The organism is Allobosea sp. P5_A5 (assembly GCF_056400625.1).
This window is the reverse complement of sequence record NZ_JBFUKY010000001.1, coordinates 406138-430688: the sequence shown is the minus strand read 5'-3', so window position 1 is coordinate 430688 and position 24551 is coordinate 406138. Positions and strand designations below refer to the sequence as shown.

Here is a 24551-nt window from a genome sequence, read left to right as displayed (position 1 = left end):
TCTTCGGGGCCGAGCGACCTCGAGCGCGCTTGCGGCGAACCTTGACCATCGCGCTCGTGACCGGCATGACCTCAACCCGCATTCACGGGTAAGGCCATGCGCGTCCTGCTGATCGACAATTACGACAGCTTCACCTGGAACCTCGTCCACCTCATCGGCGGGCTGGGCGCGCAGGTCGATGTCCGGCGCAACGACGCGCTGTCGGTCGAAGAAGCGCTGAGCGGTGACCATGAGGCGATCGTGCTGTCACCGGGGCCCTGCACCCCCAACGAGGCGGGGATCTGCCTCGATCTCGTCAGGCAGGGCGCCGGCACCAAGCCGATCTTCGGCGTTTGCCTCGGGCTGCAAGCCATGGGACAGGCTTTCGGCGGCGATGTGGTGCGCGCCCTGTCGCCGATGCACGGCAAGGTGTCCCCGATCCGCCATCAGTCACGCGGCCTGTTTCGCGGAATCAACGGCCCGATCCAGGCGACACGCTACCACTCGCTCGTTGTCGATCGTGCGACGTGCCCGCCCATCTTCGATATCGAGGCCGAGACGGAAGACGGGTTGATCATGGCGCTCTCTCATCGCGAACTCCCCGTCAGCGGCGTCCAGTTCCATCCCGAAAGCATCGCCTCGGAGCATGGCGAAACGATCCTGCGGAATTTTCTCGATCTCGCCCGGCGATGGCGCAGCGAGCATGACGCTGCCACCCTGATCCCAACCGTCTGATTTTCCGCAGAGTTCCCATGGACGACTTCAAACCCTTCATCGCCAAGGTCGCGACCGGCGCGAGCCTCTCGCGCGAGGAGGCGCGCGACGCCTTCGAGACCATTCTCTCCGGAGAGGTCACCAATGCTCAGTCGGCAGCCTTCCTGATGGCGCTTCGGGTGCGCGGCGAGAGCGTCGACGAGATCGCCGGCGCCGTCGGCGCGATGCGCGGCAAGATGCTCAAGGTCCGGGCGCCGACAGACGCGATCGACATCGTCGGCACGGGAGGCGATTCCTCCGGCTCCTACAACGTCTCCACGCTTGCCGCGATCATCGCCGCCGCATGCGGCGTGCCGGTCGCCAAGCACGGCAACCGCGCCGCCTCCTCCCGCTCGGGGGCCGCCGATGTCCTGACCGCTTTGGGCGTCAAGGTCGGGCTCGATGCAGCCGCGACCGAGCGTTGCATCCGGGAAGCCGGCGTCGGCTTCATGTTCGCGCCGACGCATCATGCCTCGATGCGCCATGTCGCGCCGGTTCGGACCGAACTCGGCACCCGCACGATCTTCAACCTGCTTGGCCCACTCTCGAATCCCGCCGGCGTCAAGAAGCAGCTCATCGGCGCCTTTTCCGAGACGTGGCTGGAGCCCATGGTGAAGGTGCTGGCCTCGCTCGGTTCGACCCGCGTCTGGGCGGCCCACGGCTCCGATGGTCTCGACGAGATCACCACCACCGGACCGACCCGAATCGTCTCGCTGGAGAACGGCAAGATCGAGACCCTCACGATCAGCCCTGACGATGTCGGCCTTGCATTGGCAAAGCCCGAGGATCTGCGGGGCGGAACGCCAGAGCAGAACGCGGCTGCGCTGCGCGCGGTGCTGGACGGCGAGAAGACCGCTTTCCGGGACATCGCCGCCTTCAACGCCGCCGCCGGCTTGCTCGTCGCCGGCAAGGCAAGCGACTTGAGGGACGGCTTCGCCCAAGCAACGGCGGCGCTCGATTCGGGTAAGGCCAAAGGCGTGCTGGCAAAGCTCGTCGCCACGTCGAACGCGTGAGGCCGGCGATGACCGATATCCTCGCCGAGATCGAGACCTATAAGCGCCGGGAGATCGCAGCCGCCAAGGCAGCGGTTCCCCAGGCTGAGATCGAGCGCCTCGCCCGTGCCGCCGGCAAGCCGCGTGGCTTTGCCGACGCCATGGCGGCGAAGATCGCGGCGGGGAAACCCGCGCTGATCGCCGAGATCAAGAAGGCGAGCCCTTCCAAAGGCCTGATCCGCGCCGATTTCGACCCGCCCGCTTTGGCGCGTGCCTACGCGGCGGGCGGGGCGGCCTGCCTCTCCGTGCTCACCGACGCGCCCTCTTTTCAGGGTCGGCCGGAATTCCTTGCTCAGGCCCGTGAGGCCGGCGGACTGCCGGTGCTCCGCAAGGATTTCCTCTACGATCCCTATCAGGTCTATGAGGCGCGCGTCTGGGGCGCCGATTGCATCCTGATCATCATGGCCGGCGTCGATGATGCGACCGCGCATGTTCTCAACGACACCGCGCGGGACCTCGGCATGGATGTGCTGGTCGAAATCCACGATGACGCCGAACTGGACCGGGCGCTCACGCTCGACAGCCGGCTCCTCGGCATCAATAACCGCGACCTGCGCAGCTTCCATGTCGACCTGGCCGTGACCGAGCGGCTAGCGCCGCGTGTGCCGCCTGATCGCATCGTCATCGGCGAGAGCGGCATCTTCAGCCACGCCGATATCCTCCGGCTGAACGCGGCCGAGGTGAACGCTTTCCTCGTCGGCGAAAGCCTGATGCGGCAAGGCGATGTCGCGGCCGCGACCGCCGAGTTGCTGACCGGCCTGTCGCCAGCGACTGCGGCATGAGCCGCCTCAGCCATCTCGACGCGCAGGGCCAGGCCCATATGGTCGATGTCGGCGACAAGGCCGAGACGGTCCGCGTCGCGGTTGCGGAAGGCAGCGTGGTGATGGCGCCGGAAACAATCGCGATCGTGCGGGACGGGAACGCCAAGAAGGGCGACGTGCTGGGGACTGCACGCCTCGCCGGCATCATGGCGGCCAAGCGCACCCACGAGCTGATCCCGCTCTGCCACCCCTTGCTGCTGAGCAAGATCGCCGTCGAGCTTGAAATCGATGAGGATTTGCCGGGCGTGCGCGTCCGGGCCGAGGTCAAGCTGACCGGTCAGACCGGCGTCGAGATGGAAGCGCTGACCGCGGTCTCCGTCGCCTGCCTCACGGTCTACGACATGGTCAAGGCCGTCGACCGGTCGATGCGGATAGAAGGCATCCGGCTCGTCCATAAATCGGGCGGACGCTCCGGCGATTTCGAGGCGGGTCCGCGCTGATGGCGCTCACCCCTGTTCCCGTCGCGCTGCGCGCGCTGCTGGACAGCGTCCCGGCTTCGACGGACATGGAGCGGTTGCCGCTCGCTCGCTGCGCCTGGCGCGTGCTGGCCGAAGACGTCGTCGCGCTGCGGACGCAGCCGCCCTTCCCCAATTCGGCGATGGACGGTTATGCCGTGCGGGGCGTCGACATGGCCGAGGGCAAGGTGCTCCAAGTCGTCGGCGAATCCGCCGCCGGGCGCGGCTGGGCAGGCTCGGTCGGCACCGGGCAGGCGGTCCGGATCTTCACGGGTGCGCCGATGCCGGACGGCACTGATACCGTGCTGATCCAGGAAGATGCCGATGGCGTCGGCACCGACGCGATCACCGTGCGTGTACCACCCCCGACAGGCAAGTTCCTGCGGCCGGCCGGCCTCGATTTCAGCGAGGGCGACGTGTTGTTGAAGTCCGGGCGCGTGCTCGACAGCGCCGCGCTCGGGCTTGCCGCGGCGATGGGCCACCCTGCCCTCCCGGTTCGTCGCAAGCCGCGCGTCGCGATCCTCGCGACCGGAGACGAACTCGTCGCGCCGGGCGATACCGTCGGGCCCGATCAGATCGTCGCCTCCAACTCCTTTGCGCTCATGGCGCTGGTCGAGAAAGCAGGCGGTGAAGCCTTCGACCTTGGCATAGGCCGTGACAATCACACCGATCTCGCGGCCCGGATTGCGGCCGCGCGAGAGGCCGACGCGGACGTTCTCATCACCCTGGGAGGCGCATCCGTCGGCGCCCACGACCTCGTGCAGGAGGCGCTGACGCGCGCCGGCATGCAGCTCGGTTTCTGGAAGATCGCCATGCGGCCGGGCAAGCCGATGATGACCGGCCGGCTCGGACGCATGGTGGTGGTCGGCCTGCCTGGAAACCCGGTATCCTCGATCGTCTGCGGGCATCTCTTCGTGTTGCCGCTGATCGAAGCTCTGCTGGGGATGCCCGACCCCGCGCGAGACCGCAGCGTCCCTGCTATCCTCGGATGTGATATGCCGGCTAACGATGAACGTGAGGACTACGTTCGCTCGGAGGTCGCGCCAACTCAAAAGGGCTGGCTGACGACGCCGTTCGCGCGTCAGGATTCGTCGATGCTCGGCACTCTCGCCCGTGCCGGCGCCTTGACGATCAGGCCAGCGCTCGCTGAGTCGGCAAAGCAAGGCGATCCCTGCCGGATCCTGCTGCTTCGTTAGCCGGCATCATCTGAGGTCTCCCTGCAGGCACGCTTGCGGAACACAAAGCGAACAGCTATGGTGTTCGTGCTTTGTTTCGAATCTATCATTTCGTTGGCGGGGACGATGCTGACACGCAAGCAACATGAACTCCTGCGCTTCATTCAGGAGCGTTTGCGCGAGAGCGGCGTGCCGCCCTCCTTCGACGAGATGAAGGACGCGCTCGATCTGCGCTCCAAATCGGGCATCCATCGCCTGATCATGGCTTTGGAGGAGCGCGGCTTCATTCGGCGGTTGCCGAACCGGGCGCGTGCGCTGGAGGTCATCAAGATGCCCGAGAGCGCCGGCGGCCCGCAGCCACGCCGGTTCAATCCGGCGGTGGTGCAGGGCGGCCTGTCCAACCAGACGGCGGCGGCGAAACCCCGCATGGCGCCGGCACCCGAAGAGGACGTCCGAGGCGCGATCGCGATCCCGGTCATGGGCCGCATCGCCGCGGGCACCCCGATTTCGGCGATCCAGAATGCCAGCCATACCGTCTCGCTGCCGCCCGACATGCTCGGTGCCGGCGAGCATTACGCGCTCGAGGTGCGCGGTGATTCGATGGTCGAGGCCGGCATCCTCGACGGCGACACGGTCGTCATCCGGCGGCAGGACACGGCCAGTAACGGCGACATCATCGTCGCGCTGATCGATGACGAGGAAGCCACGTTGAAGCGGTTGCGCCGTCGCGGTTCGTCGATCGCGCTCGAGGCTGCCAATCCGGCCTACGAGACACGCGTACTCGGCCCCGACCGCGTCAAGATTCAGGGGCGCCTGGTCAATTTGCTCCGTCGCTATTGAACGCGGGCTATTGAACGTTGTCGGCGTCTTCGGCTGGCTCCGCCACTGGCGCTGGCGCCGGAGCTGGACGTGAGGCGGCGGGCGCTGCCGGACTTGGGGATCGTCGGCGTGTCCAGGGACGCTCGGTGTTCGCCTGTTCGGAAGCGCGGAAGCTCCAGCCCTCGCTGTGCCTGAACAGCGAGGTGGCCCCGTCTCGCGACAGGTCCATGCGGTGCACCAGCGTAGCCTCACAGGGCGCGCTCCAGGGAATGCTCGTCACCACCAGATCGGCGCGCCGGCAGTCCTCGATGATCGCGATGCGATCGCGCGCATAGGAGATGGTACGGCCCTCAGCCGTTCGGGTGACGCAGCCCAGACTGTCGCAGACGACACCGTTCCGCAAAGTGGCGTCGTCCGGCGAGCGGTTGTCGCCATCCGCAGCGAGCCATTGCTGAAGAACGAAGCGGCTGGGCTTGCCTGCGATGGCGAACCGCCCGTCGGCGCCGCGTACGGCGATGCCGGAACCGTCGCGCTCGATCAGGATCTCCGGTCGTTCGGGTTTCGCGGCGAATGCCACGCCGAATGTGAGCGGCAGGAGACCGAGCCAGCGCAACCGCGTCGTCCAAAGGCTGAGCCAGAGCAGGGATATGGCGAAGCTCAGCAACACCGCAGGGCCGAATGCGGCGACGGTTACGGTCGAATAGTCGATGGTGGCGACCCAGTGTGCGACCTTCAGCACCATCTCGGAGGCCAGGCCCATCAAGGCCCAGGCTGGCCAGTCGAGCCCGAACGGATAAGCCAGGACGCCGAAGACGGCGGCCGGCATCACGCAAAGCGAGACGAAGGGCAGCGCCATGGCATTGCCGAGCAGCCCGAAGGGATTGAAGGTCTGGAAATGGAAGGCTCCGAACGGCGCGGTAGCGGCGGTGGCGAGGATCGTCGTGACCAGAATGCCGAGCGCCGCCGTCCAGAGCGCATCCAGCGGCCAGGGCAGCACGCGCGGCGGCTTAGAGCGCTCGCGCCGCTCCCAACGCTCGGCGAAGGCGATCAACGCGGCGACGGCGCCGAAGGACATCTGGAAGCTTGGCCCCAGCAGCGCGTCCGGTTCGCGCAGGAGCACGATCAGCGCGGCGAGCGCGAGATTGCGCATGCTGAGCGCCGCGCGATCGACGAGGATCGCCCCCAGCATCACCAGCGTCATGATCAGGGATCGCTCGGTCGCGACGTCGCCGCCTGAGAAAACGCAATAGGCCGTCGCGCCGATCATGGCCGCCACCGCCGCGATCTTCTTGACGGGCCACGCCAGCGCGATCGTCTGCGACAGCGCCATCAGGGCGCGCACGAGCCAGAAGATCGTGCCGGCCGCGAGCACCATGTGGAGGCCCGAGATCGAGACGACGTGGTAGATGCCGGCGGCCCGCAGATCGTTATTGGTCGCCTCGGTGATGAGCCCGCGCTTGCCGGTGACGAGCGCGGCGCCCATCGCCCCGCCCTGCCCGCCTCCGGAACTGGCGATCCGCTGCGTCAGGGCGTTGCGCGCGCGATCGAGCGCCGCGTCGAAAGCCAGCCGCAGCGGTATCGCCGAAGGCGGCGGCGTGAGCGCGATCTTGCCGGCGATGCTGCCGACCCCGCCGATCCCTTTGAAGAACGCATCGCGGCCGAAATCATAGCCGCCGGCCCGTGCCGGCCCAGGCGGCGGCAACAGGCGCACGGTCGCAAGGATATGGTCGCCGGGCGACACCGTCCCGCTGCGGATGTTGACGCGCACGCGCTTGGGCCGCTGCTCGGGCGCAAGCCCCGCAATGTCGGTGACGAGCAAAACCAGGCGCGCGCCGACATCCCGCGCCTCGACGCTTTCCACGAAGCCGGTCAGCTTCGCGACGCGCGGCCGCTCCAGCATCGGCGTGGCGATATCAGCCGTGCGCCAGACTCCCGCACCGAAGCCGGCAAAGACCGCAGCAAAGGCGATGCAGGCGCCAGAAGGCAGCGGTCGCGCCCGCAGCAATCCCGCCAGGGTCGCGGCCAGCCCGAAGCCAAGCGCCGGCGCCCAGAACGAAGGTTCGCTGTCGGCCGAAAAATACAGCAGCACGCCGATGCCCATCGCAACCGGCAGCCAGAGGAAAAGTCGACGGCGCTCGGCCTCCAGCGCCAGCGCATTCATCAACCCGCGCCGGAAGTCGGCGATCAGCGAGCCGCCGCCGACCACGAAAGGCGGCAGCAGCCGAACCGGCAAGGCGGCGGCGATCAGCTTCGCGCGACCGGGCGGTGCCGATTGCATCGCCTTCCCCTTTCCGCCGGCACGATTGAGGCCTTAACCCCCCGGCGAAGCCATGTTACAGGGCGCGCGCCGGTTGTCATGCGCGACTTGGCCTTTTCCCTTCCTCGCCTCGGGCTGATGTTTCCGCCCGGCCGGAGCCGCTTTCATGAGCAACGCCGTCGTCACGCGCTTTGCGCCCTCACCTACCGGATTCCTGCATATCGGCGGGGGGCGCACCGCGCTGTTCAACTGGCTCTATGCCCGCCGCCACGGCGGCAAGATGCTGCTGCGCATCGAGGACACCGATCGGGAACGGTCCACGGACGCCGCGATCGCCGCGATTCTCGATGGGCTGAGCTGGCTCGGCCTCGATTGGGACGGCGACACGGTCTATCAGTTTTCGCGCGCGCAGCGGCACCGCGAGGTGGCCGAGCAGATGCTCGCCGCCGGCAACGCCTATCATTGCTATGCCTCGCAGGCCGAGCTCGAGGAGATGCGGGAAAAGGCCCGCGCCGAGGGCAAGCCGCTGCGCTATGACGGCCGCTGGCGCGATCGCGACCCATCCGAGGCGCCTGCCGGCGTCAAGCCGGTGATCCGCCTGAAGGCGCCACAGACCGGGGAGACGGTCGTGAACGACGAGGTTCAGGGCCGGGTTGTCTGGCAAAACGAGAACCTCGACGATCTCGTGTTGCTGCGCTCCGACGGAACGCCCACCTACATGCTCGCGGTGGTGGTCGACGACCATGATATGGGCGTGACCCATGTCATCCGCGGTGACGACCATCTGACCAATGCCGCTCGCCAGACTCAGATCTACGATGCACTTGGCTGGTCGGTGCCGAGCATGTCTCATATCCCGCTGATCCACGGCGCCGACGGCGCGAAGCTCTCGAAGCGCCATGGCGCGCTCGGCGTCGATGCCTATCGCTCGATGGGATATCTGCCCGCCGCGCTGCGCAACTACCTGGTGCGCCTGGGCTGGAGCCATGGCGACCAGGAGACATTCTCGACGCAGGAGATGATCGACGCCTTTAACCTCTCCTCGATCGGCCGCTCGCCGGCGCGTTTCGACTACGCCAAGCTGGAAAATCTCAACGGCCTCTACATGCGGCAGTCCAGCGATGCCGAATTGCTCGACGCGTTGAAGGTCATCCTGCCCCAGATCGGGCCGGCACGCGGCATCGGTGCCACGCTTTCGCCGGAGCTGGAGGCGAAATTCCTCGCTGCGATGCCAGGTCTCAAGGAGCGCGCGAAAACCCTGATCGAACTCCTCGACAGCGCATTCTATCTCTATGCCCAGCGCCCGCTGCAGCTCGACGACAAGGCCAAGGGTCTGCTGGACGCCAGTGCCCGGGCGCGGCTGCCGGGGCTGGCCCAGGCGCTCGAAGCCGTCAACGACTGGTCGCCGGCGCCGCTGGAGGCCGCGGTGCGCGCCTTCGCCGAAGCAAATGGGCTCAAGCTGGGTCAGGCTGCCCAGCCCCTGCGCGCGGCATTGACGGGCCGAGCCATGTCGCCGGGGCTGTTCGATGTCATGGCCGTTCTCGGCCGCGAGGAGAGCCTGGCGCGCCTCGGCGATCAGGTCTGAAATCGTCGGGCGGCGCCGGCATACATCGCCTGCCGTCCGTCATGATACGGACGCGGAACGAACCGCCTTTCGGCTCGGTTGAATGCGCCGTGCAAATGGTCTAGTGACGCCAAAGTGCGTTGCGCCGCAACACGACGCAAAGGCACGAAAATTGCTTGTAAATCAGTTGCATGGACCGCATTCGCCTCGACCCGCCGACATGTTCCCGTCACGTCAGGCCGTTCGGATGAGGAGCGTTCCGCGCCATCGCGCGGACGAGCTGCACCAGCCACTGCCGAACAGCAGCGAGCCTTGAAAGGATCGGTATCGATGAGCGAAAACACCAGCAAGCTCCAAGTCGGCGACAAGAACGTCGACATGGCGATCAAGCAGGGGTCGATCGGTCCGTCCGTCATCGACATCGGCAAGCTTTACGCCCAGACGGGCATGTTTACTTACGATCCCGGCTTCACCTCGACGGCGAGCTGCGAGTCGCAGATCACCTATATCGACGGCGACGCCGGCGTGCTGCTTTATCGCGGCTATCCGATCGAGCAGCTCGCCGAGCACGGCGACTTCCTCGAGACCTGCTATCTGCTGCTCGAAGGCGATTTGCCGACGGCCGCCCAGAAGGCCGATTTCGACTACCGCGTCACGCGCCACACCATGGTGCATGAGCAGATGGCGCGCTTTTTCCACGGCTTCCGCCGCGATGCGCACCCGATGGCGATCATGGTCGCCTCGATCGGCGCGCTCTCGGCCTTCTACCACGACTCGACCGACATCTCGGACCCGTATCAGCGCATGATCGCCTCGATGCGCATGGTCGCAAAGGTGCCGACGCTGGCCGCCATGGCCTACAAGTACACGATCGGCCAGCCCTTCGTGTATCCGGAGAACGCGCTGGACTACACGTCCAACTTCCTGCGCATGTGCTTCGCGGTCCCGGCCGAGGAGTACAAGGTCAATCCGGTGCTGTCGCGTGCGCTTGACCGCATCTTCATCCTGCATGCCGACCACGAGCAGAACGCCTCGACCTCGACCGTGCGCCTCGCCGGTTCGTCGGGCGCCAACCCGTTTGCTTGCATCGCCGCCGGCACCGCCTGCCTGTGGGGCCCTGCTCATGGCGGCGCCAACGAAGCCGCGCTGAAGATGCTGGAAGAGATCGGCTCGGTCGAGAACATCCCGAAATATATCGCCAAGGCGAAGGACAAGAACGATCCGTTCCGCCTGATGGGTTTCGGCCACCGCGTCTATAAGAACTACGATCCGCGCGCCAAGATCATGCAGAAAACCACGCATGAGGTGCTGAACGAGCTCGGCATCAAGGACGATCCGCTGCTCGACGTTGCGATCGAGCTGGAGCGCATCGCGCTGTCGGACGAGTATTTCATCGAGAAGAAGCTCTATCCGAACATCGACTTCTATTCGGGCATCACCCTGAAGGCGATGGGCTTCCCGACCTCGATGTTCACGGTGCTGTTCACGCTTGCCCGCACGGTCGGCTGGATCGCGCAGTGGAAGGAAATGATCGAGGACCCGTCCCAGAAGATCGGCCGCCCGCGCCAGCTCTATACCGGCGCGCCCAAGCGTGACTACACGCCGATCGGCCGCCGCTGAACACAAGCGTTCACGACGGAAATTCAAAGGCACGGTCTCAGGACCGCGCCTTTATTGTTTCCGGGCATTGATACTTTCCGGGGGGATGACGAGGCGGGCGAAGGCTCTACATTCGTTCTTCAAAAGGGAGAACGCATCGATGACCGCTCATGATTGTCTCGACCGCCGTGCATTTCTGCTCGGCGCTGGTGCCGTCGCATTGGGCGGAAGCGGTGCCTCGGCGCAAGCCGCCTTCCCGACGCGCCCCGTCACCATCGTCGTGCCCTTCGCAGCGGGCGGCTCGACCGATATCGTTGCCCGGCTGGTCGGTCAGAAGATGGCCGAGCTGCTCGGCCAGAACGTCGTGATCGAGAACCGTGCCGGCGCCGGCGGCAATGTTGGCTCGACCGCCGTCGCGCGCGCCGCTCCCGATGGTTACACCCTGCTGCTCGGCACGATTTCGACGCACGCCCTGAATCCTGCGATCCTGAAGACCGTGACATTCGACGCGGTGAAGGATTTCACACCCATTTCGCTTCTGGCGATCGTGCCGAACGTGATGGTCGTCAATCCGAATTTTCCAGCGAAAACGGTCCGGGAGGTCATCGCCGTCCTCAAGGCCAACCCGGAGAAATACGCCTACGCCTCCTCTGGAGTCGGCACCCCGCTTCATCTTTCCGGAGAACTCTTCAAGACGATGGCCGGGGTCCAGATGGCCCATGTGCCCTATCGCGGAGCGGGTCCGGCGCTGAACGATGTCGTCGCCGGCACGGTGCCGATCATGTTCGACAACCTGCCCTCCTCCGCCGGCTTCATCCGGAGCGGGCAACTGCGCGCGATCGCCGTCACCACCAAGGAGCGCGTCAGCTCTTTCCCGGATATCCCGACGATCGCCGAAAGCGGCCTGACCGGCTACGAAACCTATACTTGGAACGCGCTTTTCGGACCGGGCAAGATGCCGGACGCCATCGTTGCCAAGCTCAACGAGGCGGCCAACGCCGCGCTGAAAGACGAGACCGTCAAGAAGCGGCTCAATGACGTCAGCGCCGACATCGTCGGGTCGACGCCGGCCCAGCTTGGTGAACACGTCAAGATCGAACTGGCCAAATGGGCCCCGATCGCCAAGGCCTCCGGCGCCGTGGTGGAGTGACCGCGGCATCAAAAAATGCACCGGCTAAAGCGACACGACCGGCCGGCCGCTCTTGTGTTCGACAGACGCCAGCGCGGCGGAGACCGCGTTGGCGGCGGGGCTCGGACCTGCCGAGCGCATGATCGCCTCGACATCCGCGAAGCCGGAAAGTTGTAAGTCGCGGGCGGGGCCGTCCGCGAGCACAGCGAGCAGATGCCGGCTCAGTGTCTCCGGCGTCGCTTCCTCCTGAATAAACTCCGGCACGATGTTCCGGCCGAGGATCAGATTGGGCAGGATCACGCTCGGCAGTTTCACCAGGCGACGAGCGAGCGCCGCTTCCCAAGCCGCGCCCCGATAGGCCGCGACGGTCGCAACCTGCGAGAGGGCGAGTTCAAGCGTGACCGTGCCGGAAGCGGCGAGCGCCGCCCTGGCACTGCGGAAGGCCGCGAGCTTGGCGGCCTCCCCGGTGACGATCTCGGGCTTGACCGGCCAATGGGCAGTCGCTTCGGCGATCATGGGCTGCAGTCGCGCCACCGCCGGCAGAACGAAACGTGCGCCCGGCATCGATCCCGCGACCTTGGCGACCGTCTCCCCGAAGACGGGCAGCAGATGCTGGATCTCGGACCGGCGGCTCCCCGGCAGGACAAGCACGAGCGGGCGGGTCGCATCGTCGCGCTGGTGCTGCTCGATGGCATTCGGCCGCAGCTCGGCAAGCCGCTCCATCAGCGGATGGCCGACATAGACCGTATCGGGCCCTTGCAACCGCGCCAGCGCCTCCGGCTCGAACGGCAACAGTGCAAGGATCCGATCGATATGCGGCCTCATGCGAGGGGCGCGGCCGGAGCGCCAGGCCCAGACACTAGGGCAGACCCAATGCACGATCGGGATCGAAGGCGCGCGCGCCCGCACCTTTTTCGCCACGCGAAGGCAAAAATCCGGGCTGTCGATGGTCAGGAGCAAGTCGGGCTCGAAGGCGACAACCCCACGCGCCGCGTCCTCCATCCGCCGTAACAGAAGCGGAAGCCGGGCGATGACGGGGCCGAATCCCATCACCGCGATATCGGCCTGCGGAAAGAGCGCCTTGAGCCCGGCCTCAGGCAGGCCGTGATCGCCGACGCCGCAGAGTTCGATCTCGCGGTCTCCGAGACGCTCGCGCAGACCGGTCAGGAAGCGCAGGGCCAACGCGTCTCCGGAGGCCTCGCCTGCGATGATCGCGAGCCGGAAAGGACGCATCAGATCATCCCCTCCACGAACAGACCGAGTTCATCGGCGAGGCGGCCCAGCGCCAGGCGATCGCCGACCAGCACCTGCCCGGCCTTGGCGCCGACGCCTGCGAGCCCGGCGGCCTTGATGTTATGCAGCGTTTGCGGGCCGATCGCCGGCATGTCGACGCGCAGATCCTGTCCGGCCTTGGGGGCCTTGACCAGCACGCCATCGCCCTCGGCAAGCTTCAGCCGCCTACGCGCGACGAGGTCCCCGACACGCGCGATCATCGCGTCAGTGCCCTCAGCCGCCTCGATCGCCACGATCCGATGATCGGCGAGCACCGCTGCCTGGCCGACATCGAAAGGCGACATGGCTTCGATCAGCGCAAAGCCGCGTTTCAGCACGGCCTGCTGCGCCTCGGACGCCTGGCGCCGCCCAAGCGGGCCTGCGGGCATCGTAAGCTCAGGCGCGATCTCGGCCGGGCCATGAACCCGAAATCCCTGCTCCTCGAAGAACCTGACGACCCCGCTCAACAGGTGGTCGTCTCCGCCCCGAAACGCCTTCGCGAAATACGGCATATAACGCAGCGTCGCGAGTTCCGGCCGCAGCGATCCGAAGCTGGGCCGTGGCAAGCCGCCGAGCATGACAAGATCGGCGATGCCGCGGCGCCGCAAATCCTCGAGCAGGCTGCCGAGCTGGCCAAGACGGTACATCTTGAGAAGCGCATGGCCATAGGCGGATGGGTCTGCGACGCCCTCGATCGCGGCGACGAAAATAGTTCCGCCCCGCGCCGTCACGATCTTCGCCAGAGCCGGCGGATAAGTGCCGCCGCCTGCGATCAGGCCGAGCGGTCCTTGCAAGCCGGCCGCGCTATCGGCCAGCGGTATCACCGGTCGACGAGCGACACGTCGCGAGGTGTGACTATACCCCTATCGCCGCCCGCGCGGATGAAATCGAGGATTTCATGGATCAGGGGATGATTGGCGAATTCGGTCGCAACGTCCTCGACGCGTTCCGCAAGCGTGCCTTCGTCGGCAAAAAGGGAGCGGTAGGCGCGACGCAGTTCATGGATCTGCTCGCGCGTGAATCCGCGCCGCTTGAGGCCGATCAGGTTCAGCCCGGCCAGGTGAGCGGGATTGTCGCGCACCGCGCCGAACGGGATGACGTCGGTCAGGACTCCGGCGCCCCCGCCGACAAAGGCATGGTCGCCGATGCGGACGAACTGCTGAATGCCGCAGCCGCCGCCCAGGATGGCAAAATTGCCGATCGAGACGTGGCCCGCGCACATCACATTGTTCGAGAAGATGATGTTGTTGCCCAGCCGGCTGTCATGCCCGACATGCGAGCCGGCGAGAAAGAAGCAGCGATCTCCGACCACCGTCGCCATGCCGCCACCTTCGGTGCCGGGGTTCATCGTGACACCTTCCCGGATCTTGCAATCGACGCCGATGGTCAGCGTCGACGGCTCGCCGCGGTATTTCACATCCTGCGGAGGGTGCCCTATCGAGGCGAAGGGATAGATCGATGTGCGCGCGCCGATGTTCGTTCGGCCGGCGACGACGACATGGCTGACCAGCTCGACGCCCTCGCCAAGTACGACGTCCGCGCCGACCGTGCAGAATGGGCCGATAATCACCCCATCGGCAAGTTGCGCCTTGGGGTCGACGATCGACATGGGATGAATGGAGACGCTCATGGCGCGTTCGTTGATCCTGTCCGGCGTTTCATCCGGAGCCGCGCGGCATGCCGTTTCCGCTGCTGGCTCGTCATAGGAGAGCCTGATCGCTCAGGACACCATCGCGGAGATTTCGGCCTCGGCCACGAGCACGCCATCGACACGTGCTTCCCCGCGATAGAACCAGATATTCCGGCGCCGCGCCTTCTTGACCAAATGGAAGCGGACCTGATCACCTGGCGTTACCGGCTTGCGGAACTTCGCCTTGTCGATGGTGGTGAATAGGACCGTACTGACTTTTTCCTCGGCTGGACCACGGGCATTGACGACGAGCACGCCGGCTGTCTGCGCCATGCCCTCGATCATCAAGACGCCCGGAAAAACCGGTCGGCCAGGAAAGTGACCGGTGAATTGCGGTTCGTTGGCTGTGACGTTCTTGATGCCGACGCCCGATTCATCGCCATTGATCTCGACCACGCGGTCGACGAGCAGGAACGGATAACGATGCGGGATGCACGTCATAATTTTCTGGATGTCGATGACATCCAATGTGGTCGTCGGCTCGCTCATCGCACTCGTTCTCCAGCCGCTCCGGCGATCTTGCGGCGCCGGTGCTCGTTCGCGGCATCCGGTACCAAAGATACCGCCAGCCCCCATTTTGCCTTGATCGTTTGCCGGAAAGCGAGCCGATCGGGCAACAGAAATTTGGCCTGTGGGCCGATGCCGGCCTGCAGGCATCAGGCCTTTGGCGGTTCGTCCTTGCGCCCTCGCCGGCTGACCGCCGCCTTGAGCCAGGCGCTTTCACGAGCCCAGCTCAGCGCCGGCTGCGCCGGGTAGCCGCCGTAACGGGAGCCGCGCGGCACATCGCCTGCGACGCCGCTCTGCGCTGCGATCTGCGCGCCCGCGCCGATCGTCAGGTGCCCCGCAAGCCCGACCTGCCCACCCAGGACCGCGAAATCCTCGAGTGTCGTGGAGCCCGCCATGCCGACTTGCGCGCAGATGACGCAATGACGCCCGATGACGCAGTTATGGCCGATCTGGACGAGGTTATCGATTTTTGTGCCCTCGCCGATGACGGTGTCGCGGCTGGCACCGCGATCGATGCAGCTATTGGCGCCGATCTCGACATCGTCCTGCACGATCACGCGGCCGATCTGTGGAACCTTCATATGGCCCTTGGGGCTCATCGCGAAGCCGAAGCCATCCTGCCCGATACGCGCGCCGGGATGCACGATCACGCGGTTGCCGATCAGCGAGGCCTGGATCGTGCTCCCGGCGCCGATCGAACAGTTGCGCCCGATCCGCACCTGCGGTCCGATGATCGCATTGGATGCGATGACGGTCCCGGCGCCGATCTCCGCCCCTGGGCCGATGACGGCTCCGGGATCCACGGTGACGCCCTGTTCGAGTACCGCGGTGGCATGAACCACAGCGCCCGGCGCGACACCTTGCGCGCCAAAGACCGATTCCGGCCGTAGAGCACTCGGGAAAAAGCACGTAAGGACGCGCGAAAACGCATGATAGGGCGTCGCGGTAACGAGGATGACAGCCGACGGCGGAGCGCGATCTGCGAAACGCGACGAGACCAGGACAAACCCCGCCTTCGTCGCCGAAAGCGCGGCGACATATTTCGGGTTGTCCATATAAGCGAGATCGCCGGGGCCGGCCATCTCCAGGGCAGCCGCGCCCGAGACGACGCGCGCAGCATCTGCGCCCTCGGGAAGCGTGGCGCCGGACATGTTTGCGACCTCACTGAGGCTCAGCGAGGTCGCAAACGGAAAGAAAACAGGTTCTGTCATGAGGAAACCGAGACGGGGCGCGAGCCCCGTTTCGTCAGAAGCGCGTGCCGCCGGAGAAGCGGAAAGCCTGCAGGCGGTCGCCGCCATACTTGCCGACGAGGCCGGTCGGACCGACACCCCACTGACCGTCATCCTTGGTCAGCGCGTAAGCGTAGTCGAAGCGGATCGGACCAAGCGGCGATTGCCACAGTATCGAGGCGCCGACCGACGAGCGCAGGATGTTCTTGTCGCGCACGCAGGCGATATTGCTCTGGCCGTAAATGCCGCCGCCGGTGGCGACATTGAACTGCCGTGGCGCCGAACCCGCAGGGCAGCTGCCGAAGTTCGAAGCCGAGCCGCCATCATAGCTGAAGAGCGTACCGGCATCGGCAAAGATCGCACCACGAAGCCCCAGATCGCGCGGCAGGCCGAAGATCGGGAACTGGATCTCCGCCGTACCGCCGAAATAGCTGGTGCCGCCGAGCGCGTTCGCCGTCGGATCGCTGAGCACGTCGCGCGGGCCGATACCCGACGGCGCGAAGCCGCGAACGAGTGTCGGTCCGAGGAAGTAATGGTCCGCCATGCGCAGATTACCGCTGGTGGCTTCGACATGGCCACCCTGAACCCGCAGGAAGCCCACTACATCGTCGAAGATCTCGCGATAGTACCGGGCGTCTGCAGCGACGCGCAGGAACTTGGAGTCGCCACCGAGACCGGCGAATTCAGGCTTCAGCTCGGCGATGAAGCCGTTGCGCGGGTTCTGGACGTTATCGAGCGAGTTATAGTTGAAGTTCAGGCCGACCAGCGACGTCAGCGTCGAGCCCTGCGCTTCCTTCACCGCCACCGAGGCTTCGCCGTTGGTCACGCAGTTATAGATCTGGTCGGAATTGATCGCACCGGGTGTGCCCGGGGTGATGCCGGGGAACGGGGAGCTACAATCGTTATAGGGCCGATCGGCGGTATTCGGGATCTTGATCTCGGTCGTGTAGATCGAATAGCGCGGCGTGATCGAGAATTCTTCGGTGATCGGGAAAGTGAAGCGCAGCTGACCGCCCGTCACACGGCTCGAGAAACGGCCGGTGGTGTAGTTGTCGTTGTACTTCGAGAACAGGTCGATGCCTGCCGCCACGCGATAGCCCAGGAAGTAAGGCTCGGTGAAGGAGAAATCGACGCCCTGCGTCTTCTGGCCGAGCGTGCCGGCGATGCGAACGAACTGGCCACGGCCGAGGAAGTTCGACTCCGACAGCGAGACCTCGCCGATGATGCCGTCTGACGTGGAATAGCCACCCGCGACCGAGAACGAACCGGTCGCCTTGTCCTCGACATCGATGTTGACCACGACGCGGTCGGGAGCGGAGCCCGGCTCGTTGGTGATGCGAACCTTCTGGAAGAAGCCGAGGTTGTTGAGCCGACGCTCGGCGCGGTCAACCATCACCTTGTTGTAAGCATCGCCCTCGCCGAGATCGAGCTCGCGGCGGACGACATAGTCACGGGTACGGGTGTTGCCGCGCACATTGATGCGCTCGACATAAACCCGCGGGCCCTCGTCGATGACGTAGGTGATGCCGATCAGGTTGCCGGCGGCATCACGGTCGCCACGCGGACGAACCTGCGCGAAAGGATGACCTTCGCGAGCCACTTCGGTCGTCAGAGCGACAAGAGACTTCTCCACCGCCTCGGCGTTGTAGGTATCGCCGGTGGACGTCGCCACATAACGCTGCAAGCGCGGGCCGTCGATGTCGCGCACGGAAGAATCGACCGCGACGTTGCCGACCCGGTACTGCGGGCCTTCCGTCACAGAGATATCGACCACCCAGCCGCCGATCGCATCGTCGAAACGCGCGGTTTCGTTGACGATCTGGAAGTCGGCATAGCCGTTCTTCAGGTAGAAGCGACGGATCAGGTCGAGGTCGGAGTTGATCCGGTCGGGATCATAGACGTCGGAGGTCTTGATCCAGCTCAGGAAGTTCGACTCGGTCGACTGCATCAGCCCGCGCAGGCGCCCCGACGAATAGATCGTGTTGCCGGTGAAATTGATCTGCTTGATGCCGGTCTTGCCGCTCTCGTTGATCGTGAAGACCACGTCCTCGCGGCCATTCGCCAGCGTCACGACGCGGCCGGAAACCGACGACAGGCCGTACCCGCTCCGGCGATAGGCTTCCTTGATCCGCTCGGCGTCGGAGTTGATCAGCGCCTGACTCAGAGGTCCGCCGACCTTCGACTGCACGATGGGGGCAAGCTGGTCGCTCTTGAGGCGCTTGTTGCCTTCGAAGGCAACGCGATTGACCGCACCGCCCTGCTCGCGCACGGCGATAACGTACTGACCGCCGCTGCGATTAACCTGAACGCTGCTGAACAGCCCGGTCGCAAGGAGGCTCTCGCGAATCTCCTGCGGATTGTCGCGGCCCTGGGCGTAGGAGCGGATCGTTTCTGCATCGACGCGCTGGTTGCCGCGGACCACAACGGCCTGCGCAAACGCCACGCCACCACTCACGGCCAAAATCAGAGCCGAAAGTCCGATCGATCGAGAGAGCCGCGCCTTGGTCGTCCGGCTCTTTTGGGTCGACGTCATCAGGTCGCCTATTCCATTTATCTGGTCACCACCCCGTAAGGGGACCACCATCGGCAGACGGCAGTACGGGACATTTGCAGTGCGATTGCTTCTACAAAGTTTCCCGACGGGTGCAAACCACCATCATCGTTAACAAAGTATTTTTAGGGATCTCGTGGCCGGGAGGCCACGGATCGGGCGTTCACCACGACGAAACGCTCGTCCGGCAGAGCCTTAGAGCAGTCCCTTGACGTGAACCAGATCGTTCCACGTGACGAACAGCATCAGCATCAGGACAAGCGCGAGGCCGAGCCTGAAACCGATCTCCTGCGCCCGCGGGCTGAGCGGCCGGCCCCGCAGGGCTTCATAGAGGTAGAACATCAGATGGCCGCCATCGAGCATCGGCACGGGCAGCAGGTTCATCAGCCCGATCGAGACAGACAGGACCGCCGCCAGGTTGATCAGCCCGAGGAGCCCCGCATTGGACGCGACGGCGCCCGAGACCTGCGCGATCCGGATCGGCCCGGACAGCTGATCGGTCGAGGCGCGCCCCTGCACGACGCGGGAAATGTAATCATAGGTCTGAGAGATGATGAACCAGCTCTCGGTCACGCCCTGTTTCAGGGAATCGGCCAGGCCAAACCTCTGCGTCGTCCAGTCCTCGGCACGCGACGAGGCCCTGACCCCGATGACGCCGATGCGCTGCTTGCCGATCGGCGAATCGACTTCCGCCAGCGCAGGCGTCACCGGCAGCGTCAGCGCGCTGCCACCGCGGGTGACCGTCACCTCGAGAGGCTCGCCCGGGCGCATCGAGACGATGCGCTGCATGTCGGAGAAGCTGTGGATGTCCTGCCCGCCGATGGCGATCACCAGATCGCCCGGCTTTAACCCCGCCTGCTCGGCCGCACTGCCGGCCACCAGAGAATCGACCCGTGGGGTCAGCACCGGCTTGCCGAACAGAAATGCCGAGGCGGCGAAGATCGTGATCGCAAGGATGAAGTTCGCGACCGGCCCGGCCACGACGATCGCGGCTCGCTCACCGATCGACTGCGCCGGGAACGAGCGCTCGCGCTCCTGCGGCGTCATGTGGCTGACGGCATCCTGATCCGGTGCGCTCGAGGCATCGGCATCGCCGGAAAACTTGACGTAGCCGCCGAGCGGAATCAGCGCGAAGCGCCAGCGCGTACCGTGTCTGTCGTTGAAACCGAAAAGCTCGCGCCCGAAGCCGATCGAGAAGGTTTTGACGTCGACGCCGCACCAGCGCCCGACCAGGAAATGGCCGAGCTCGTGGACGAAGACCACCAGCGTCAGCACGAACAGAAACGGCACCAGATAGCCGAGCACGAAATGCCCCGCGCTGCCGAGCGATGCCAAAATGTCCATGAAAGGCTCCCTGATCCTGTCCCTTAGGTGACAGTGAAAGGGGCCTGCGACAAGAGCGAGGCGGCGCGTCGCCGCGCATCATGGTCAATGGCGAGCGCTTCGGGGATGTTGCGCGGCGCCTGGGAGCCAGGCCCGGTCTGGGCGCAGACCGCTTCGACGAGCGCCGCGATCCCGGGAAACCGGATGCGCCCCGCCAGAAACGCGGCGACCGCGATCTCGTTGGCCGCATTCAGGATCGCGGGCTTCGCACCGCCCTCGGTCAATGCCGCCATGGCCAGCGCCAGCGCCGGAAAACGTGTCAGATCAGGGCGTTCGAAGGCGAGCGGCTCCTGCATCGCCAGGTCGAAGAAGCGGGAGGGCGGCGCATCCAGCCGCCCGTCGATACCGAGGCAGTGGGCCGCGGCAACGCGCATGTCCGGCACGGCCATGCCCGCGCTGACCGATCCGTCGCGGAAAGTGACCAGGCCGTGGACGATCTGCTGCGGGTGCACCAGCACGTCGAGCTGCTCCGGCGCCAGACCGAACAGGAACCGCGCCTCGATCAGCTCCAGCCCCTTGTTCATCATCGAGGCGGAATCGATCGTGATCTTGGCGCCCATCGCATAGTTCGGATGCTTCAGCGCCTGCTCGGGCCGGGCCTGAGCGATCTCTTCCGCGCTCCAGCTTCGGAAGGGCCCGCCCGAAGCCGTCAGCGTCATGCCGCGCACGGCTTCGATGGGTTCGCCGCCGAGCACTTGGAACAGTGCGTTATGTTCGGAATCGAGCGGCAGCAGACGCGCGCCGACGGCCCGCGCACGGGCCATCACCGCCTCTCCGGCGCAGACGAGGCTTTCCTTGTTGGCCAGCGCCAGCACCCGGCCGGGAGCCAGCGCCGCGAACGTCGCCTCAAGGCCCGCCGCCCCCGAAATGGCGCTGACCACGATGTCCGAGGGTCGGGCGACCGCCTCCATCACGGCGCTCCGCCCTGCCCCGCAGGAAATGCCGGTGCCCGCCAGCGCCTCCTTGAGAGCGCCGTAAGCGGTCTCGTCGGCCAGCGCGGCGAACGCGGCCTTCGTCGCGACGGCGCAGCGTGCCAGCGCAGCGGCATCGCGGCCGCCGACGACGGCGTCTATCCTCAAACGGTCGGGGTTCTCCGCCACCACGTCGCAGACCGAACGGCCGACGGAGCCGGTCGCTCCCAGAAGGGTGACGCTGCGCATGGGTTCAGACTGACAGGTAAAACGCGAAGAGCGCCAGGCCGGCGAGGACCATCACAGCCCAGTAACCGTCGAGCCGGTCGAGGAAACCTCCGTGGCCGGGAATCAAGCCGCTCGAATCCTTGGCGCCGAAACGTCGCTTCAGGGCCGATTCGAACAGATCGCCGGCCTGGCTTGCGACGGAAGCCAGGAAAGACGCCAAAGCGACCACGCCGACCGCCGGCCCCGGGTATCCGGCCGTGCCCCAATGCCAGATCAGACTGCCCGCCACGGTGCCCGCCAGTGTCCCACCGATGGCGCCTGACCAGGTTTTCTTCGGACTGACGCTGGGCATCAGCCTCGGGCCGCCAAGCGCGCGCCCGGTGAAATAGGCGGCGATGTCCGTCAACCAGACCACCGCGAAACTCCACAGGATGATCGCAAGCCCGATCGCCGGCCAGTCTCGCAGCGCCGGGGTGATCAGCGCGAGCGCCAACGCATAGGCGACGCCGCAAAGCTCGAGCGCAAGGCGCGCCTTGACGACGGGCGCGGCAACGGCCCCGAGCAACGCGGCAAATCCCGCCGCCCCGGCCAGCGCGGGCGGAGCGACCGGCAGAAACGACAGAAGAACCCCGGCAGCGACGACACCGACCGCGCCCGCCACCGCATTCGCCCCGCTGACGATCGCCAGCCATTCATAGGCCACCACGCCCGCGACCAGGATCCAGACGAGCCGAAACGGCCAGCCGCCCCACAGGGTCGCAGCCAGGATGCCGCCAGCCAGAATCAGCGCCGAGACGACCCGCAGCTTCAGCTCGCCGTTCGGCCTCGGTGCGGTTGGAGATGGCCCGCTCACGCGACATCCACGCTGGGCACCGGCGAAACGCCGACGCCGCCGAAGCGTCGTTCGCGCCGGCGATACTCGGCGAGCGCATCCTCGAAGGCGGCGCGGTCGAAATCCGGCCAGAGGACAGGCGTGAACACGAACTCCGCGTAGGCTGACTGCCAGAGCAGGAAATTCGAGATGCGGCTCTCGCCGGAGGTCCGGATCACCAGTTCGGGGTCCGGCAGGTCGTGGGTGTCGAGCCTGGCCGTCAGCGCCGCCTCGTCGATCGCCGTGGGGGCCAGCCGACCGGCAGCGACCTCGACGGCAAGCTGGCGCGCGGCCCGCAGAATCTCGTCGCGCGCGCCATAATTGAATGCGATCGCGAGCACGAGCCCGGTATTCTCTCGTGTCCGAATTTCGGCGCCCTCGACGAGACGCCGGAGGTCCGCCGGCAGATCCTCGCGGTTGCCGATGATGCGAACGCGCACATTGGCAGCGGCGAGTTCCGACAAGTCCTTCTCGACGAAATGTTTGAGCAGCCCCATCAGGAAGCTGACTTCGGCATGCGGCCGGCGCCAGTTCTCGGTGGAGAAGCTGTAAAGCGTCAGGACGGACAGGCCGAGATCGCTTGCATTGCGCACGGTGCGGCGCAGCGCTTCGAGCCCGCGACGGTGGCCCTCCTGGCGCGGCAGGCCGCGCATCTTGGCCCAGCGGCCATTGCCGTCCATGATGATGGCGACATGGGTCGGGTTAGGCACATCTGCCTCGCGCTGACCGGATGACATGCGGATGAGCCTCGCTGGGCCTTGCCGAAATGAAGCGGTGCTCCGCCCTGCAGGGCAGCATACGCTCAGACGTGCAGGATTTCCTTTTCCTTCGCAGCCAGCGCCTGGTCGATCTCGCCGATATGCTGGTCCGTCGCCTTCTGGACGAGGTCGGAGTTCCGGGCGGCATCGTCCTTGGTCATGTCGCTGTCTTTTTCGAGCTTCTTGATGATGTCGATGCCGTCGCGCCGGACGTGCCGGATGGCGACCTTCGCCTCCTCGGCGTATTTATGCGCGACCTTGACCATCTCCTTGCGGCGCTGCTCGTTCAGCTCCGGAATGCGGATGCGCAGCACCTGGCCCTCGGTCTGAGGGTTGAGGCCGAGGTCGGATTCGCGGATCGCCTTTTCGACGGCGTTGACCATCGAGCGGTCCCAGACCTGGACGCTCAGGAGGCGCGGCTCCGGCACGCTGACGGTGGCGAGCTGATTCAGGGACTGGCGGGCGCCATAAGCCTCGACCGTGATCGGATCGAGAATCGTGGGGGAAGCGCGGCCGGTGCGCAGCGAGGAGAGATCGCCCTTGAAGGACTGCACGCCGCCATCCATGCGGCGGTTGATGTCGGCGAGATCGAACGTCGTCTGGGCCATTTTAGTCAAGACCTTGCAACTCATCGGAATTCGGCGCGACCATGGCCGCGAGGGCGGCTATGGTCAAGAATTTCATGCCGAAAGCAGCCACAGCCGCAGGGACGGCTGGCGATAGGCGGCTCGGCAGCCGGTTTGATCAGGGCGTGACGTAGGTCGCCCTGCCCTCGCCCCGCAGCACGGCGGCGAGCGCGCCCTTTTCGGCGATCGAGAAGACCACGATCGTCAGGCCCGCATCGCGAGCAAGCGCGAAGGCTGCCGTGTCCATCACCTTGAGATCGCGCTTGATCGCCTCCTCATGGGTCAGCGAGTCATAGCGCGTCGCGCTTGGGTCGAGCTTCGGGTCGGCGCTGTAGACACCGTCGACCTGCGTTGCCTTGAGGAGGTGGCTGCAACCGAGCTCGGCCGCGCGCAGCGCCGCACCGGTATCCGTGGTGAAATAGGGGTTGCCGGTGCCGCCGCCGAGAATCACCACCTTGCCGTGGCTGAGATGGTCGAGCGCGCGCTTGCGGGCATAGCTCTCGCAGAGCGAAGGCATCGGCACGGCCGACATGGCGCGGGCCGGCGCGCCGGCGGCCTCGATCGCGTGTTCCAGGGCGAGAGCGTTCATCACCGTGCCGAGCATGCCGATCGAATCGGCCGTCGTGCGGTCGAGCCCCTTGTTGAGCCCCTGCACGCCGCGAAAGAAATTGCCGCCGCCGACGACGATGCCGACCTCGACACCCTCATGCGCGGCATGGGCGATATCGGCCGCGAGCGCGGTCAGCGTGATGCCGTCGAGGCCTGAGCCCTGCGGCCCGGCAAGCGCTTCACCGGAGAGCTTCACGAGAACGCGTTTGGGTCTCATCGATGGGCTCTCCGTCGTCTCATGGACGCTACTGAAATCGACGCGCTGGCCCAAAAGGAAAGGCCGCGCGATGCGCGGCCTTTCTGTCATCTCGGG

Annotated in this window: 22 protein-coding genes; 9 read left to right on the top strand and 13 right to left on the bottom strand. The window is 65.9% G+C overall.

What is annotated here, in order from left to right:
* Window positions 1-96 precede the first annotated feature (96 nt).
* The 6 genes from AC1DR6_RS02080 (at window position 97) to lexA (ending at window position 5075) form a co-directional block, all read left to right on the top strand.
* Window positions 97-714: an anthranilate synthase component II gene (locus AC1DR6_RS02080; protein ID WP_476827511.1), complete on the top strand. Its 618-nt coding sequence runs from the start codon at window positions 97-99 to the stop codon at window positions 712-714.
* Window positions 715-731: 17 nt separating this feature from the next.
* Window positions 732-1745, top strand: a complete 1014-nt coding sequence (gene trpD, locus AC1DR6_RS02075) for an anthranilate phosphoribosyltransferase (protein ID WP_476827510.1) — start codon at window positions 732-734, stop codon at window positions 1743-1745.
* Between the two features lie 8 nt (window positions 1746-1753).
* Window positions 1754-2566 carry an indole-3-glycerol phosphate synthase TrpC gene (gene trpC / locus AC1DR6_RS02070; protein WP_476827509.1) on the top strand — a complete coding sequence of 271 codons (813 nt, stop codon included), beginning with the start codon at window positions 1754-1756 and terminating at the stop codon, window positions 2564-2566.
* Window positions 2563-3045, top strand: a complete 483-nt coding sequence (gene moaC, locus AC1DR6_RS02065; protein ID WP_476827508.1) for a cyclic pyranopterin monophosphate synthase MoaC — start codon at window positions 2563-2565, stop codon at window positions 3043-3045. Before trpC ends, moaC begins: the two co-directional genes overlap by 4 nt.
* Window positions 3045-4256: a molybdopterin molybdotransferase MoeA gene (locus tag AC1DR6_RS02060; protein ID WP_476827507.1), complete on the top strand. Its 1212-nt coding sequence runs from the start codon at window positions 3045-3047 to the stop codon at window positions 4254-4256. The genes moaC and AC1DR6_RS02060 overlap by 1 nt, the downstream gene beginning before the upstream one ends.
* A 105-nt stretch (window positions 4257-4361) precedes the next feature.
* Window positions 4362-5075, top strand: coding sequence for a transcriptional repressor LexA (gene lexA, locus AC1DR6_RS02055; RefSeq protein WP_476827506.1), 714 nt, complete (start codon window positions 4362-4364; stop codon window positions 5073-5075).
* A gap of 7 nt (window positions 5076-5082) precedes the next feature.
* Here lexA and AC1DR6_RS02050 read toward each other — a convergent pair whose 3' ends face one another.
* On the bottom strand, window positions 5083-7332 hold the full coding sequence (locus AC1DR6_RS02050; protein WP_476827505.1) for a ComEC/Rec2 family competence protein: 2250 nt from the start codon (window positions 7330-7332) through the stop codon (window positions 5083-5085).
* Between the two features lie 145 nt (window positions 7333-7477).
* Between AC1DR6_RS02050 and gltX the strand changes: the two genes are divergently transcribed.
* From gltX to AC1DR6_RS02035, 3 genes are all read left to right on the top strand, one after another.
* Entirely contained in the window at window positions 7478-8896 is a 1419-nt protein-coding gene (gltX, locus tag AC1DR6_RS02045) for a glutamate--tRNA ligase (protein ID WP_476827504.1), read from the top strand.
* Window positions 8897-9205: 309 nt separating this feature from the next.
* Window positions 9206-10495 (top strand): citrate synthase, encoded by a 1290-nt coding sequence (gene gltA / locus AC1DR6_RS02040; RefSeq protein ID WP_476827503.1) that lies wholly within the window; start codon window positions 9206-9208, stop codon window positions 10493-10495.
* Between the two features lie 139 nt (window positions 10496-10634).
* The gene (locus AC1DR6_RS02035; protein WP_476827502.1) at window positions 10635-11624 is read left to right on the top strand and encodes a Bug family tripartite tricarboxylate transporter substrate binding protein; all 990 of its coding nucleotides are present in this window, start codon (window positions 10635-10637) and stop codon (window positions 11622-11624) included.
* A 24-nt stretch (window positions 11625-11648) separates the two neighbouring features.
* Here the strand turns inward: AC1DR6_RS02035 and lpxB are convergent, their stop codons facing one another.
* The 12 genes from lpxB to pyrH all read right to left on the bottom strand — a co-directional run bounded on the left by lpxB (window position 11649) and on the right by pyrH (window position 24455).
* Window positions 11649-12836 (bottom strand): lipid-A-disaccharide synthase, encoded by a 1188-nt coding sequence (lpxB, locus tag AC1DR6_RS02030; protein WP_476827501.1) that lies wholly within the window; start codon window positions 12834-12836, stop codon window positions 11649-11651.
* Window positions 12836-13669, bottom strand: a complete 834-nt coding sequence (locus AC1DR6_RS02025) for an LpxI family protein (RefSeq protein WP_476827500.1) — start codon at window positions 13667-13669, stop codon at window positions 12836-12838. Before AC1DR6_RS02025 ends, lpxB begins: the two co-directional genes overlap by 1 nt.
* Before the next feature lie 26 nt (window positions 13670-13695).
* Window positions 13696-14505, bottom strand: a complete 810-nt coding sequence (lpxA, locus tag AC1DR6_RS02020) for an acyl-ACP--UDP-N-acetylglucosamine O-acyltransferase (RefSeq protein ID WP_476827499.1) — start codon at window positions 14503-14505, stop codon at window positions 13696-13698.
* 90 nt (window positions 14506-14595) lie between these two features.
* Window positions 14596-15054, bottom strand: a complete 459-nt coding sequence (gene fabZ, locus AC1DR6_RS02015) for a 3-hydroxyacyl-ACP dehydratase FabZ (RefSeq protein ID WP_476827794.1) — start codon at window positions 15052-15054, stop codon at window positions 14596-14598.
* 167 nt (window positions 15055-15221) lie between these two features.
* Entirely contained in the window at window positions 15222-16283 is a 1062-nt protein-coding gene (gene lpxD, locus AC1DR6_RS02010) for a UDP-3-O-(3-hydroxymyristoyl)glucosamine N-acyltransferase (RefSeq protein ID WP_476827498.1), read from the bottom strand.
* A gap of 34 nt (window positions 16284-16317) precedes the next feature.
* Window positions 16318-18837 (bottom strand): outer membrane protein assembly factor BamA, encoded by a 2520-nt coding sequence (gene bamA, locus AC1DR6_RS02005; protein ID WP_476827793.1) that lies wholly within the window; start codon window positions 18835-18837, stop codon window positions 16318-16320.
* Window positions 18838-19047: 210 nt separating this feature from the next.
* Entirely contained in the window at window positions 19048-20196 is a 1149-nt protein-coding gene (gene rseP, locus AC1DR6_RS02000) for an RIP metalloprotease RseP (protein ID WP_476827497.1), read from the bottom strand.
* 23 nt (window positions 20197-20219) lie between these two features.
* Complete coding sequence (gene dxr / locus AC1DR6_RS01995; protein WP_476827496.1) at window positions 20220-21395, bottom strand: 1-deoxy-D-xylulose-5-phosphate reductoisomerase; 1176 nt, start codon at window positions 21393-21395, stop codon at window positions 20220-20222.
* Between the two features lie 4 nt (window positions 21396-21399).
* Window positions 21400-22227 carry a phosphatidate cytidylyltransferase gene (locus AC1DR6_RS01990; protein WP_476827495.1) on the bottom strand — a complete coding sequence of 276 codons (828 nt, stop codon included), beginning with the start codon at window positions 22225-22227 and terminating at the stop codon, window positions 21400-21402.
* Window positions 22224-22982 (bottom strand): isoprenyl transferase, encoded by a 759-nt coding sequence (locus AC1DR6_RS01985; protein WP_476827494.1) that lies wholly within the window; start codon window positions 22980-22982, stop codon window positions 22224-22226. The genes AC1DR6_RS01990 and AC1DR6_RS01985 overlap by 4 nt, the downstream gene beginning before the upstream one ends.
* Before the next feature lie 65 nt (window positions 22983-23047).
* Entirely contained in the window at window positions 23048-23611 is a 564-nt protein-coding gene (gene frr / locus AC1DR6_RS01980; RefSeq protein ID WP_476827493.1) for a ribosome recycling factor, read from the bottom strand.
* Between the two features lie 136 nt (window positions 23612-23747).
* On the bottom strand, window positions 23748-24455 hold the full coding sequence (pyrH, locus tag AC1DR6_RS01975) for a UMP kinase (protein ID WP_476827492.1): 708 nt from the start codon (window positions 24453-24455) through the stop codon (window positions 23748-23750).
* Window positions 24456-24551 lie beyond the last annotated feature (96 nt).